Genomic DNA, 14,712 nt, shown 5'->3' on the forward strand with positions numbered 1-14,712 from the left:
ATGTCAGCTTCGCTTAGGCTGGGCTTCTCTCTTTCTTGGTTTGCCCCGACAAGACATATTGCAGAACGAGATCATCCCTGCGCTTTGCCAGCTCCTGCATGGATGTGTTTTCCAATGAGGCTTTCACGCCATCTTCGAGTGTATCCACCACTTCAGAGGTGATCCGTGGGGTGCCAAGATCGTCCCACCAGCTTTGGAAAGGACCGCCGAGGTGATCACAGAACGAACGGATACCGCCTTCACCGCCGCCCAGATGCAAGAGTGTGTTTGGACCCATAGCGGCCCAACGGAGGCCGGGGCCGTAAGCAACGGCCTTGTCTATATCCTCGACGCTGGCGACACCTTCCATCGCCAGGTGAATAGTCTCGCGCCAGATTGCTGCCTGTAGCCGGTTTGCAATGTGCCCGGGAACTTCTTTATTTAAGCGTACGCAGACTTTGCCAATGCTCTCATAGAAGTCTTTTGCTGATTGGAGTACGCTTGCATCCGTTTTCTCATTGTCCATCAGCTCTACCAATGGGATGAGGTGTGGTGGATTGAACGGGTGAGCCAGAATGAAGCGACTTGGATTGTTAAATCCTGCCTGCATCTCCGAGAGTTTCAAGCCGGAGGTTGAGCTGCCAATGATGACTTCTGGTTTCAGGTGTGGTTCGATCTGCTGGTAGAGCCCGTGTTTGATCTCCAGCCGCTCCGGCACGCTCTCCTGAATGAAGTCGGCGTCTGATACTGCTGCCACAGGGTCGTTTGTAAACCGTAATTTTGATGTGTCACCGGCATGTTGCCATCCAAGTGCAGCAAGCGTTTCTGCGGCATTTTTTACCAGATCGGTCACCCGGTCTTCTATCTCCGGTGAGGGATCATAAACTGTGACCTGCCGACCCGTGGCTGCAAACAGCGCTATCCAACTCATTCCAATTGTTCCGGCCCCGAGAATTGCGATGTTTGGGTAGTTCATGTCAGCATTCCTTGCGTTGCCCGATGAGAAGGAGCTGCTCAGTTCGATGCGGAGGTGTGCCCGATATACTGGCGCAGGTAAGGAGAACTACTATGATGTTGATTTCTAGGTCAATTTAGTAATTTGTACCAAGGCGTATGTGTCGTGCTCTGGAAAACAGAGATGCTTGTTCAGCTACTCACATCTGGCCTTAGTCTGCCAGTGCTGATCTTGCTGCCTGGCGTATGGCTGTTGTGAGGGGAGCTATTGTGTGGGCTGTTGCCCGGCTTGTATGCCAGAAAAGTTTTGTGTCGTATGGCATGTCTGGGATCAGCTCAACCAGCTTCCCTTGCTCAATGAGTGGATCGACCAGAATACTTGGGTTCATGCCCCAACCGATGTGATTGACTGTGGCGTCGATAAACGCCTGAGGGCTTGGGAGCCAATGGGTGTTTGGGAAAATGCTCTCTCCAAATACTGCGCGCAACCATTCTGTCTGTAGCGTATCTTTGATGTTGTAGGTGAGCGCAGGTGCGAGCTTCAGTGCATCAAGGGTGACGCCTTTCGGGAACCATTGCTTGACGAAAGCCGGACTTGCTGTTGCCCGGTAACGCAGAGCGCCCAAAGGAAAGCAATCACATCCGCGTATGGGGGTAGGTTCCGCGCTGACAGCGGCCTGAACTTCCCCGCGTCGCAACCAGTTTGCGCTGTGGTCTTGATCGTCAATCTTCAGGTCGAACAGAAAACCATCCACCTGTGCGAGTGCATCAATGAACCACGTGGCAAGGCTGTCTGCGTTGACTGCTATCTGGAGGCTGGTCAGGTTGCTAGCCTCACTTGAAAAGCCGATTTCCTCTTTGACCTGTTTCTCCAGCAAAGCAACTTCGTTGGCGTGTCGAAGCAGCGCTTCCCCTTGAGCGGTGGTGACACATGGCGTGCCTCGTATTACGAGGACGCAACCAAGCTTCTCTTCAAGGGTCTTCAGGCGCTGAGATACTGCGGATTGTGTGATGCCGAGGTGTTGTGCGGCTCTCTCAAATGTACCAGTGGTGAGGATTGAAGCGAATGCGGCCAGTTGTGCTCGGTCAAAATCCATTAGAATCTCTAATGTAGAAGAAGGTATTTGAATTTTACTAATGGTGAAGGGCGAGATAGTCAAGTTGGCAATGAGTTCCCAATTCCTCTCTTAGGAAACCCAATGTCAGTCTTATCAGTTGCCTTTTCCGGCTTTTCTCTTGGCCTTAGTTTGATCTTCGCAATTGGCTCGCAAAACGCTTTTGTGCTGAGGCAAGGCCTGCGAGGAGAGCATGTTTTCCTGACCTGCATCACATGTGCAGTCAGTGATGCTTTCCTGATTACGGTTGGAATATCCAGCCTCGCGGCAATATCCGCAACAATCCCCGAGTTGGAGCCATTTTTACGGTATGGCGGGGCTGGTTTTCTGGTTCTCTACGGTGCTCGCAGCGCTTTGTCCGCAATCAGAGGAGGGGCGGCTCTCAGTCCGGATGAGGGCAAAACGGCAGGGATTGTTGGCACTCTTGTTGTGGTGTTGTCGCTTACGTTTTTGAACCCGCATGTCTATCTGGATACGGTGCTGCTTGTCGGGTCTGTTGCCAGTCGCCATGAAGGTGCTGAGTACATTTTCGGCATGGGGGCTGTCGTGGCGTCCTTCGTGTTCTTCTTCTCCCTGGGATATGGCGCCCGTTTGCTGAGACCAATATTTGCAAATCCCGCCTCCTGGCGGGTTCTTGATGGTGTCATCGCTGTTGTCATGTGGGCCATTGCATTTGCTCTGGTGAGCTGATTGCCGCAATAGCTTCTGACGAGTTCATAGGGCATCTGATCGCTAACAGGTCTCATTCTCTCGTTTGTACAGGGAGGCTCGTGTCAGAGGCATTCCGGAGAAACTCTTTGTTTTTCGGGTTGCGACCGTCTGGAAGATTTGTGCGGAACCGCGTTCAAATGCCAGTGAGACGCCTGCCAGATAAAGCGCCCACATTCTGAAGGTTTCTTCTCCCACCAGAGCGATTGCTTCCTCCTTGCGTGACATAAGCCGTGTTGCCCAGTGGGACGTGGTGTAAGCGTAATGTTCCCGCCAGCCTTCCACATCGTGCACTTCAAAGCCTGTGGCCTCGAGGTTGCGGAGGCTCATGCCGATGTGGTCGAGCTCTCCACCGGGAAAGATGTAGCGGATCAGTGCTTTGTATTCGGCAGGCTTTTTCCTGAATTTCTTCTCTGTGCGCTTGCCTGGTCTTGTTATGGCATGGTGCAGGTAGATCCCGCGCGGCTCCAGCAGACGCTTGACGGCTTGGAAGTATCCTTCATGATTGGCAAGGCCGACATGCTCAAACATGCCGATGGACGAGATTTTCGTGAAAGTGCCAGAGAGCTTGGAGAAGTCCTGCAGTTCGATTGAGACACGGTCTTCCAAGCCTCGTTCCGCAATGGTTTTGCGGCCCAGCAGGACTTGCTGCTCAGAGAGCGTCACGCCTTTGGCGGTGACGCCGTAGTGTTCTGCTGCATGGCAAATGAGAGCGCCCCAACCACACCCAATGTCCAATAGGCGGTCTCCCGGTTCCAACCGCAACTTCCGACAGATCATATCCAGCTTGTCGCGCTGTGCCTGATCCAGTGTGTTTTCGGCCTTCGTGAAATAGGCGCAGGTGTAGAGCATTTGTTCATCAAGGAATAACGCGTAGAACTCATTTGAGACATCATAGTGGTGGGCGATATTGCGTTGGTTAGAGGCCTCGCTGCCATCACGGGCACCTTCTCCTTTTACCTCTGAGCTAGCGCGCCGTTTTGAGGGGGCGAACAGAAAGGGCAGGACTGCTTTTGCGAGTAGGAGGCGGTTCAGGTTTCTGGCGAGCTTGCTTGCTTTTCCGGGTGGGCGCAATTCTGCCATCTCAAAGAGGTTTACCCCTTCGATATCGACCCGCTTTTGTACCCATGCATCAACGAGTGTCTCAATCCTGGGGCGTCGTAAAAGGGCTGAGATCACGCCGGGATCATTGATTGCAATAATTGCTTGAGGCGGATTGGCGGGAACATGTGTGCCATCCCACAACCGGAACCCGAACTTCAGCTGCATTGTTGAGTGGATGTGTTCCAGTGCGCTTTTTAAGGAATTTCGCCGCCATGTTGCCTGCATCGCTCTTATCCGCCTTTGCTCTTGTGAAGCACACCCTATCGCTTCCTCTGAGGATCAAACATCCCCGAGTTGTAGGATGCGATTGAGAGAGTTTTAGGGTCGGAGACCATAGGATCTGAGAGGTTTGAGGGGCAGGAGACAAGGGCAGCGAGTACGGAGACCGGTGTTATTGTGTCGGCCCAACAAAAAAGGCTCCTGAAAATCTCAGGAGCCTTTTTTGAGTTTGATTGTTTGTCGCGCTTAGTCGAAGCGGCCACTTGCGTGAGCAAGCATGGTGTAGACCTTGCCGGTATCAGAGGTCAGGTAGGTCTGACCGAGCTGATTGTCGCTGTCGCTTCTGGAGACCTGAGACAGGAGTTGTTCGAAGTCCTGAATGTAACGCTCAACTGCGCTGCGGAATTCAGGATCGCGACCGTACTTCTGGCGGATCTCGTCGAAGGTCTGCTGACCTTGCAGGGTGTACAGGCGACGGGTGAAGACATCACGTTCGCCGCGCTTGTAGCGCTCCCACAGATCCACAAAGGTCTCATGATCAACTGCACGAGCAATGTCCATGCTCAGGGAGTTGAGGGATTCAACCATGTGCTGCGGGGTGCGTGCGTTTGCTGTGTCACGCGGATGTCCGCCCATTGTGTCTTCATCGTCTGAAGCGCGGCGGAGCAGGTCGCTGATCCAGCCCTTGGACGTACCGTTTCCCTGTGGTGCAGCCGCTGGTGTTGGCTGAGGACGCTTTGCGCGTGGAGCAGGTGCTTCCATGCGGCGAGGGGACGGGGCCATACGGGCAGGCTTTGCGCCGGTAGCTGCAACTTGCTGCAGTGTTGGTGCTTCAGCTGCTGCATACTGGCTGGTTGCTGCCACGGCTGCAGGAGCAGCGTTGACTGCGCGGGCTGGTTCTGCTGGCGTGGACACATCGAACTGAGAGGACTGGCGGGACACGATTGTGGAGAGTTCCTCCAGTGCCTTCACCTGTTCGCTCACGATACGGCGCAGTGCAGAGGTAGATGCTTCGGCTTCATCCGGCAGAGCCAGAATACCTGCATTCAGTTCAGAGCGGGTTGCTTCCAGCTCATGGTGCACTGAACGGGCAACTTCACGCATGCGAGATGTTGCATCAGTAAAGCGCTCGGATGCTTCAGTGACGGTGGACTTCATGTCATGAAGGATATCATCGTGGGCAGCTTTAACTGCATCACGTGCCTTCTGACCTTCCATACCAGCGGTCATGCGCATGCTTTCGAACTGCTCAGTTACAGACTTGGTCGCAGCTTCAGCAGCAGCACGGAGCATGCCAGAAACTTCGCGGGCCTTGTCGTCAGCAACTTCAAGCGTATCACCAAGGGTGTTGGTGTAGTTCGCCATGAGCACTTCAACATCAGATGTTTTCTTGATCAGCGTGTCTGCAACCATTTCGATTGCCATGCGGCGATCTGTGAAGCGACTGTCAACATGGGTGTTGGTTGCTTCCAGATCCGCGATGGCCTGACCGAGAAGCTGGTTCTGGTCTTCCATGCGGCCCGCGATCTTCGCAGCGTCTGCAAGCACGGTATGTGTTGTGTTGCGGAGCTGGCCGACCTGGTTCTCGATGGTGGCGTTTGCTGCTTCAGTCTCGGTAACTGCACGGTCGATCGCAGTTCTGAACTCACCTGCGCGGTTTGCGAGGTTGGTTTCAACTTCAGACAGGTTCTCGCTTGCGGATGCAAGGATCTGACGAAGGCTTCCGTTGGATGCGTTGAGGCGTGTCAGGATTTCGGAGACATCTGTTTCCAGACGCTCTTTGGTACCTGTCATCACGTTCACAGCCATCCGGGTGCGATCTTCGATGGTGTTGCCGATGCCGTCGATGGTTTGTGTCAGAGCATCGGTTGCGACTGCACCCTGACGGGTGACGGTCTCTGCAACTTCCTGACCCTTTGTGGAGACTGCGTTGAGCAGGACGTTCATGTCGGCCTGCATACGCTCACGGCTGTCGTCCAGACGGGTTGTTGCGATGTTGCTGCGCTCATCGATTGCAGTCACGATCTTGTCGCCTGCTTCAACCAAATCGCGTGTTGCCTGCAGACCGTTCTGTGCAAAGCGGTCAGAGACTTCACGGCCCTTCACGGCCACTGCATCCAGAATTGCGTTCTGAACTTCGTTGACGCGTGTGGTGAGGTCATGAGCACGGTTTTCGATGGCAGTGATCAACTCGCTACCGTCCTTGCCGATGATCTCTGAAAGCTCAGCAGAGCGGCTGCCGAAGGCATCGTTGAGGTTTTCAGCTTTAACCAGCAGCTCGTCTGCCACGGACTTGACGCGGGTGGACAGAGTGCCTGCTGCTTCTTCGATGGTGGTGAAGACGCGAGCACGAACTTCGTCGGTTTCGCCAGCCAGAAGCTTGCGGACGTCTTCTGCAGATTCTGCGAGGATCGTCTTGGAGCGTTCGCTTTCTGCGGAAAGGCGGCCAGTTACCAGCTCGATGGTCTGGGACAGATCACCACGAACCTTGTCGCTTTCGCCGGTGAGGGCGCCAGACATTTCAGCCAGGGTTGCGGTGTACATGGCGCGGGCGTTTTCGCTTTCCACGGCCAGAGCGTTAGCTGCCTGAGCCACAGTGCTGAGAACGCGCTGTGCGACTTCGTCACCTTCCTTAGTGAGCGTACCGCGTACGGTTGCCATGGCATCGGAAACAGCTGCTGCTGCTTTCTCGCCTTCGCCTTCCAGAGAGTTGCGGGCTTCGCCGATGGAGTTGGAAACGATTTCCTGCAGACGCTCGCCTTCTTTGCTCAGTGTGCCGGACAGCTGCTCTACGCTGCTGACAACCTTCTCGGTTGTGAGGTCACGTTCCTGAGCAAGACGATCGGATGCCTGACCAACGACTTCGAGGATAAGGTCGCGAACACGGGTGCTTTCGGAGCCAAGGGAAGAGGTTGCCTCTGCCATTGCGCTTGTAAGCGTGGTTGCTGCCTTCTCGCTCTCGTCTCCCATGGTAGAGGAGATTGCTTCGAGGCGATCGTTGAGGATCGTTTCGAGAGCTTTGGAGCGGGTGTCGAGTGTTTCTGCAACTTCGAACACTTTGGAGCCAAGAGAAACGTTGATCTCTGCGACCTGCTCGGACAGAGCGTCGGTGAGGTTCTTGGACTGCTTGACGATGATGCTGCCAGCTTCTTCCAGACGGCTGTCGAGCGCTTCGTTGATCTCGGTCTGACCATCGTGGAATGCCTTGGCAATCTCGCGGGTGCGGCTGACCAGAGTTTCAGAGATCTGCTTGGCACGTGCGTCCAGAGCCTGATCGATGCGCTCTGTGCCCGTGGACAGAGAGTCTGCAAGGTGTTCTGCACGGTCAGAGATGACAGTTGCAGCTGCCTCGACCTTGTCGCCAACTGCCTGATCGAAAGTGGACAGGCTTGTGGAGATTGTCTCTTCGATGGCTTCTGAACGCTGAGCGAGGATCTCGCCGATCTTTTCTGCACGGTTGGAGAGAGAGACGCCAACCTGTTCCACACGCTCGGAGAGATTGACCGCAATGATGTCGGTACGATCTTCGAGGATCCTGGAGATGGACTGGGTTTTCTCTTCCAGAGTGCTTGCGATGATGCCAGTGCCCTGTTCGACCGCGTCTGCCAGCTTGGTGGTGCGGCTTTCGATGGTCTCAGTGAGGGCTGCTGCGCGTGTATCGAAGCTCTGCTCAAAGGTGTTGGTGCGTTCTTCGAGTTTCGCGTCGAGTGTCTCGATGCGGTTGTCGAAGGATTCGCCGATGTTCTGACTGCGCAAATCGAGAGACTGAACAAGATCGGAACCGCTTTCGGTAACAACCTGTTCCAGTTCTGCCAGTTTGCTGGCTAGACCATCGTTCAAAGCGCGGCCACGGATGTCGAGGGTTTCGGTAATGCGATCGCCGATTTCGGTCAGATCAGCTGTTACGCGCTCACCACGAGAGCCGATGAGGTATGCAAGCTGTGTACCGGTGTCAGCCAGTTTGTCAGCCAGTTCCTCAGTGCGCAGGCCAAGTGCGCCGGTGATGTCAGTTGTTGTGCTTTCAAGAGCGGTCTTGAAGGCGGATGTCTGTTTGCTGATGGTGTCAGCAACTTCTGCACCGCGCTCTGCCAGACGCTGATCCAGCTCAGCACCGTTGATGGTGATGCTCTCATAGATCTGAGTGCTGACGTTGCCAAGACGGTCAGCCAGCTCGCCGCCGCTAACTGTGATTGTGGTGCCGAGTGTGTTTGCCGTGTCATCCAGACGGGTCGCAATGTCGCCGCCACGCAGAGACAGATCCGCAATGATGCTTTCACCAGCACCGCGCAACACTTCGGAAACCTCAGTGGAGCGGTGGGACAGTGTGTCGATGAAGTCGGTGCATTGAACAGCGATTGCTTCATTGATCTCGCGACCACGGTTTGCAATGCCTTCTGCTGCCTGTTCGCCGGTTGAGCGCAGGGCAGTGTCCAGATTGGTCACACGCTCATCAACGACACCCATCATCTCTTCGGTGCGGCCTGTGATCGTATCGATCAGGCGGCCACTTGTAAGAGACAGGTTGGCGTTGATTTCTTCACCACGGGTAAGGATCTCGTCGGAAAGACGTGTGCTTGCGGAGGTGAAGTGATTGGTGATGCCAGAGATAGAGGTTTCGAGCGTTTCATGCAGCTGCGCGTTTGCACTGCCGAACTGATCGGAAACTGTTGTGACTGTCAGGTTCAGCGTATCTGTCAGCTGAGTATTGGCGGTGTTTACAGTCTCGTTCAAGCTGCCAACACCGGTTTCCATAAGCGTTGAGATTTGTGTGCTTGCGGAATTGACGGTTTCGTTGAGGCTGCCGACGCCTGTATCCAGCGTTTCGGAAATGATCGTGTTTGCAGTTTTGACCGAGTCGGTCAGGCTGCCCACACCGCTGTCCATGATCGTGGAGATCTGGGAGCTTGCTGCATTGACGGTTTCACTGAGGTTGCCGACGCCTGTGTTCAGCGTTTCGGAAATGATTGTGTCTGCAGTTTTGACCGAGTCGGTCAGGCTGCCCACACCACTGTCCATAATCGTAGAGATCTGGGAACCAGCAGCATTGACGGTTTCGCTGAGTGTGACAACGCCGCCTTCCAAAGCCTCGGAGATATGCTCTTTTGCACTAGAGACAGTGGTGCTGAGACTGGAGACGCCATCTTCCAGAGCTTCTGTGATGTTGGCGGTCGCGCCGGACACAGATGCTGTGAAGTTGGATGCGCTGGTGTCCAGTGTTTCTGTCAGCTGTGCGGATACGCCGTAAACACTCTCGTTGAGATTAGCTACGCCGCTTTCCATTGTCTCTGCCATAACAGAGGTTGTGTTGCTAACCGTTTGAGACAGAAGCTCAACGCCGCTGTCCAGAGACTGGGAGAGTTCGCCGCTAACGCCATCCACTGTACGGGTGATGGTATCGATGCCACCCTTCAAGGTCTCAGTCAGGTTGTCGTTTGCTGTGGTGATCTTCTCGGTGACTTCGCTGGAAGCGGTGAGAAGTGTCGTTGTCAGCTCGGAACCTGCGGTCTCGACACTCTGGTTAATGGAAACAACGCCAAGGTTCATTGTTTCTGTCAGGGTGTCGTTCGCACTGTTGATCTGATCGGTCACAGTGGAGGTTGTTGTTGCCAGAGCTTGCGAGAGTTCGGAGCTTGCGCTTGTGACGCTTGTGCTCAACTCTGTAACGCCGTTTGAAAGAACAGCACCAATCTGCGAGCTTGCACCCTCAGCAGCAGAGCTGATGGACTGAACAGAAACGTTGAGCGTATCGGTGAGGGACGCATTTGCTTCGGTCAGCTGCTCGGTGACGGTTGATGTGGTGATCACCAGTGTCTGTGCCAGCTCGCCGCTGGTTTGCGAAACGCTGGATGTAAACTCGGACAGACCGTTGGTCAGTGTGGAGTTGAGTTCTGTGTTTGCTGCACTGATCTGGCCAACAACATCACCGGATGTGGTTACCAGAGTTTGTGTCAGGTCAGAGCTTGCACCAACAAACTGTGCCGTTACAGAAGAGACGGTCTCTTCAAGAGACGTAGTCAGCTCAGTACCCTGTGCCTGCAGAACGCCTTTCATGGCTTCTGTCTGGTCTGTGATGGTTGCAGACAGTTCTGCGCCAGCAGCACCGAGTGTTGCGTTCAGAGCATCGCCGCGTTCTGCCAACAGGTCGCTGATTTCATTGCCGCGAGTGGAAAGACCCTCAACAATTTCAGTTCCGGTGGAGGACAGAGAAGCGGTGATTTCATCGCTGCGGCTTGCCAGATTGTCAACGAGTGCTTCTGAGGTTTCAGAAAGACGGGTATTGAGGTCTGTGCCACGCTCGGTCAGGTTATCAATGAAGGAGTTTGCAGTAGAGGAGAACTCTTCATTGATGGAAAATCCGCGCTCGTGAAGTGTTTCAGAGAGCTTGGAGCCGGTGTCGGAGAGTGTTTCAACCAGCTCAGAGCCAGTGGAGGTGAGGCGCTCGACATAATCATCGGAGCGAACGGTCAGCGAGGAGACCATTTCGCTACCAGCTTCAGTGAAGCTGTCGGTTGCTTCTGTAACGCGATTTTCGATCTTGCTTGTCATCTGCTCAAGCGTAGCGTCGATCGAACCGGTTAGGCGTTCCCGGGCACGATCAACAGAGGAGGCGAATTCCTCTGATGTGTTCGCGAGCTGTGATGCAAGATTTTCGTGGGAGCCGGAGATGGTTTCACGAACCAGCTCTGCGTTTGCCTGAATGGCTTCACGCTGGCTGACAAGTTCTTCCACCAGACGGCGAATTTTCAGTTCGTTGTCATTATAGGAGTTCTCAAGAGAAGAGACCTCCTTATGAATGAGCACTTCCAGCTCGCTGGCACGTGCAATCGCGCGTTCAATACCATCGCCCATGGCGGCAGCTTCGCGGCGGATTGCCTGACCAACGTTCAGGATGCTTTCTTTTGCAACATCTTCAGGCTCAGCAAGACGGAGAGCAACTTCCGTCATGCCCCGTGCGACGTTGCGCATTTCCTGTGCTCGCCAGAACAGGAGGGCCATGACCCAGACAAATGCAATTGGAACAACAATAAAGACGGAAATGAGAACCAGCGTCGGGTTTTCAAATACGCCTGAGAAGGAGGATGATTTTTCAAGCTGAGCAGCGAATGAGCCCCAGGACATTGCCAAGCCAAGGCTGGCCCAGACAACGGAGACTGCAAATGCGAACCAGAATGGAGCTGCAGACGGCTTACGCTGCAGAGCAAACATCAGTGAGCCAATGGACTGGCGGTCATCATTGCTTGCTGTGGGCGGGCGGCCACCACGGCCACGTTTGCGAACCTGTCTCGGAGCTTGATTTTCTTCTACAAGCTGAGCCAGTTTTTTATCAGAGGAAGGAGCTGTTGTTACAGACTCCGTTGCAGGGCTAGCAGACATTTGCGGGGGTTCCGCAGTAGTGCTCTCCTGTTCACTGGATAAAATAGGCTCTTGTGGAGCGCCAAAATCAGCCTGAAGGGCTTCTTCTACCGCTGACAGAGCCACTTCCGATGGAGCTTTCGCCTTCGGGGTGTTCGCCATATCTCGCCTCGCGTCCGTACTCTCTACTTGCCGGTCGTCAGCACATTTTTCGCCTTTTGTGCCGGCGCCGTCACCACAAGGTGTCCGTCCTACGCGAAATACATTCCTCCCAAACAAGAACGCATTTCAGACAACAATAGGTTTGGCCCCATGCAATCCAACAGCTCTGAATTGAGAGCACCGTCGAACTTCTAGGGCCAAAAACAGGGAGTTTTCAGAATCAAAGCGGACCGTTAATGTTAACGGTACCTTAAGATTTAGATTTCCCCACCTTGCAGCTACCCTTAACCTAATGGCACAATCCGGTGGACTGTACAACAGAAGTTGCCGGGATTTTTAGGTGCCCTACGATAAGTCACAGGCAGCAATTTTGGGGGGAACTCACTATGGCTAATCGCGAAAATTCTCCAGTCAGTTCTAAAGGTTCCAATCGTCCGAGTCCCACACAACTCAAATGGTTAAGGCGAGGTCTTAACGAAGCAGGTGGAAAGTTACCGCTGTTCGATGAGAGCGGTCGACAAGTGCCAGCTGCAACTGTGCGGGCGTGTATTGCAGCAGGGTGGGCGGAGCCTTGGTTTTCCAACCCGTTGAAGCCGGATTGGCTCGTTTGTAAGCTGACCGATACGGGACGTGCTATGCTGGAGCGGGATGGTAATTCGAAAAATCTTGTTAACCATCTTTAACAGAGCGTCTTGTCAATTTTAACGTGTAATGGCAGTGAGAGCCGGTGACGGGGTCACGAGTCTAGATTTGAATCTGGGCGGTAGGATCTTGTTAACCATGAAATAAAAACCTGTGTTTTCTTTTGGGGACTAGATTCCGTTGCCTATGGGAAATGAGGGGTAGAGTCACTGCAGAGTCTTGGTGGTGGCAGGGTTTGAGTCACTCAAGCGAATCAACTTTCCGAATATCGCGATAACTTTGAGTCACTTGGCTGTGTTTGGAGGCCTAACGTAAACTTGGCTATGGAACTACATAAAACTACAAGTGCTATATGTAGGGATCACTTCTCTTCTGTGACGTTTGATGACCCGGATTTGCAAGGTCAGATCCTGGAGATGTTTGCTCATCAGATAGAAGAGTTCCGTCGGGGATTGTGCGAGACAATGGGAACAGAAGCCCTTCGTGCTTTGCTACATCGCTTTAAAGGCTCTGCGCGCGGTGTTGGTGCGTTTGCGCTTGGGGAGGCGCTGGAGCAAGCTGAGCAGGAAGCTGCGAGCGGAGCTGTGCCATTGCTGGTGACTGTTGAGACTTGCCTTACGGAGGTGTCTGCGGATCTTTCAAAGCTGCGGAATTTGTAATGCGAGATTGGCTGCGCGGGTTTGACCATAAGGTCTGGTCCAGAAGTTCTTGAATAGCTGGGCGCCTGCATGTATCTGAAGACAACAGAATAAGCCAATCAGGGTCGGGACGACTTTAAATATGCCAAAGATTACTTTCATCACCTCATCAGGTGAAAGCCATGAGGTGGATGCTGCTGCCGGTTCTACCGTTATGGAGAACGCGATTAAGAACATGGTTCCTGGAATTGAAGCAGAATGTGGTGGAGCCTGCGCTTGCGCGACCTGTCACGTGTACGTGGACCCAACGTGGAATGACAAAACTGGTGAACCAGAGCCTATGGAAGAAGATATGCTCGACTTTGCTCAGGACGTTCGTGACACGTCTCGCCTTTCCTGTCAGATCCGTGTGACTGACGAAATGGATGGTCTTGTGGTTCACATTCCAGAGAGCCAGAGCTAAGCAACTGCGGAGCTTGAATGAAAAAAGGCTGGTCCGATTGGGCCAGCCTTTTTTGTTGGGTTATGGGATGCTTACTCAGCGCCGACGGCTTGCGGCTGACGGGTTGGAACCCAAACAGTTTCCATACCAGGCTCCGGATTGCGCGGGATCATGCGGCTCAGGATCAGACTGATAGCAGCCATGGAGGCGCCTGCGATGAACACCAGTGCGGGGGAGAAGAGCCAGATTGTTCCAAATACCACCGGAATCACCACAGCTGCGATGTGGTTGATGGTGAAGTCGACAGCGGAGGTTGGTGCAATGTCTGCCGGGTCTGCAATCTTCTGGAAGTAGGTCTTCATTGCGATGGCCATGGCGAAGAAAGCATGATCGATCACGTAAAGAGTGCCAGCCACGTACACGTTGGTAACGAAGGCGTAGGACAGGAAGACGATGATCAAACCGACATACTCGCAAGTCAATGCAGTCCGCTCACCAACGCGGCCAATGAACGCACCGATCTTTGGAGCAAGGAACATGTTGATTGCGCCATTCAGTAGAAACAGTGCCGCAACTTCGTGTACTTCGTAGCCAAAGCGTTCGACCATCAGGAAGCCAGCGAAGACTGTAAAGATTTGACGGCGGGCGCCACTCATGAAGGTGAGCGCATAGTACAGCCAATAGCGTTTGCGCAGGATCAGCTTTTTGTGCTGTTCCACGTGTGCTTTGTACTTTGGGAAGGCAAAGGCGGCAAAGATGGTCAGGGCCATGCCTGCAATGCCTGCCCACAGGAACACTTGCTCATAGGATAGATCAAACGTCTTCCAGCCGATCATGATCGAGCCATAGATGCACAATGAGACCAGCGATGAGACCGCAATAATCTGTCCGAGGAGTGCCGGGGCGTCCTTCTTGGGTAACCACTGCAGGGATAGAGACTGCTTAAGCGTCTCGTAGTAGTGGAAGCCGAAAGACATGATGAGGGTGGTGGCATAAAAGCCAATCGCGGATGGGAAGTATCCGGTGATTGCAATGCCGAAGCCCATCAGACCCAAAGAGATCAACGTGAACGTTTGTTCTTTGAAGATCAGCAGCATGAAAATGACTGTGAATGCCAGCAGGCCGGGGATTTCGCGGATGGACTGCTGAATGCCGATTTCTTGGCCAGTGAAATCGAGCGTGTTGACTGCAAAGTTATTGATGAGGTTCCACCACACAGAAAATGAGAGCTGTGAGGCGACGGTGAGGACCAACAAAAATACAAAGGGTGAGCGCCAGTCGGCTCTGATGTCTTTAATGATATTCAACATGGTGCTTCGTTCTTAGAAATGAGTTTTGCAATTAAGTAAGCGAAAAGTTTGTTTACGTGATAGCACTAGTTTGCCAAAAAATATCT

At 53.6% G+C, this 14,712-nt stretch carries 9 protein-coding genes; 4 read left to right on the plus strand and 5 right to left on the minus strand.

From position 1 onward, the window contains the following. Positions 1-13: 13 nt before the first annotated feature. Together PsW64_RS09530 and PsW64_RS09535 are read right to left on the minus strand one after the other, a co-directional pair. The gene (locus PsW64_RS09530; protein ID WP_063303452.1) at positions 14-955 is read right to left on the minus strand and encodes a 3-hydroxyacyl-CoA dehydrogenase family protein; all 942 of its coding nucleotides are present in this window, start codon (positions 953-955) and stop codon (positions 14-16) included. A 190-nt stretch (positions 956-1,145) separates the two neighbouring features. Continuing rightward, complete coding sequence (locus tag PsW64_RS09535) at positions 1,146-2,030, minus strand: LysR family transcriptional regulator ArgP (RefSeq protein WP_063303453.1); 885 nt, start codon at positions 2,028-2,030, stop codon at positions 1,146-1,148. Between the two features lie 102 nt (positions 2,031-2,132). On the opposite strand from PsW64_RS09535, the gene PsW64_RS09540 reads away from it, so the two are divergent. Continuing rightward, positions 2,133-2,738 carry a LysE/ArgO family amino acid transporter gene (locus PsW64_RS09540; protein ID WP_057462645.1) on the plus strand — a complete coding sequence of 202 codons (606 nt, stop codon included), beginning with the start codon at positions 2,133-2,135 and terminating at the stop codon, positions 2,736-2,738. A gap of 42 nt (positions 2,739-2,780) precedes the next feature. Here the strand turns inward: PsW64_RS09540 and PsW64_RS09545 are convergent, their stop codons facing one another. Both PsW64_RS09545 and PsW64_RS09550 read right to left on the minus strand, forming a co-directional pair. Next, positions 2,781-4,085, minus strand: coding sequence for an SAM-dependent methyltransferase (locus PsW64_RS09545; protein WP_063303454.1), 1,305 nt, complete (start codon positions 4,083-4,085; stop codon positions 2,781-2,783). A gap of 240 nt (positions 4,086-4,325) precedes the next feature. After that, complete coding sequence (locus PsW64_RS09550) at positions 4,326-11,594, minus strand: apolipoprotein A-IV repeat region-like domain-containing protein (RefSeq protein ID WP_063303455.1); 7,269 nt, start codon at positions 11,592-11,594, stop codon at positions 4,326-4,328. Between the two features lie 386 nt (positions 11,595-11,980). On the opposite strand from PsW64_RS09550, the gene PsW64_RS27880 reads away from it, so the two are divergent. The 3 genes from PsW64_RS27880 (at position 11,981) to PsW64_RS09560 (ending at position 13,337) form a co-directional block, all read left to right on the plus strand. Then, complete coding sequence (locus tag PsW64_RS27880; RefSeq protein ID WP_063289621.1) at positions 11,981-12,277, plus strand: hypothetical protein; 297 nt, start codon at positions 11,981-11,983, stop codon at positions 12,275-12,277. Between the two features lie 333 nt (positions 12,278-12,610). Then, positions 12,611-12,895 (plus strand): Hpt domain-containing protein, encoded by a 285-nt coding sequence (locus PsW64_RS09555; protein ID WP_063303456.1) that lies wholly within the window; start codon positions 12,611-12,613, stop codon positions 12,893-12,895. 121 nt (positions 12,896-13,016) lie between these two features. Beyond that, positions 13,017-13,337 (plus strand): 2Fe-2S iron-sulfur cluster-binding protein, encoded by a 321-nt coding sequence (locus tag PsW64_RS09560; protein ID WP_063303457.1) that lies wholly within the window; start codon positions 13,017-13,019, stop codon positions 13,335-13,337. Positions 13,338-13,408: 71 nt separating this feature from the next. Here PsW64_RS09560 and PsW64_RS09565 read toward each other — a convergent pair whose 3' ends face one another. Then, positions 13,409-14,626 carry an MFS transporter gene (locus tag PsW64_RS09565; RefSeq protein WP_063303458.1) on the minus strand — a complete coding sequence of 406 codons (1,218 nt, stop codon included), beginning with the start codon at positions 14,624-14,626 and terminating at the stop codon, positions 13,409-13,411. Between the last annotated feature and the right edge of the window lie 86 nt (positions 14,627-14,712).

It is taken from the genome of Pseudovibrio sp. W64 (genome assembly GCF_001623145.1).
Taxonomy (GTDB): domain Bacteria; phylum Pseudomonadota; class Alphaproteobacteria; order Rhizobiales; family Stappiaceae; genus Pseudovibrio.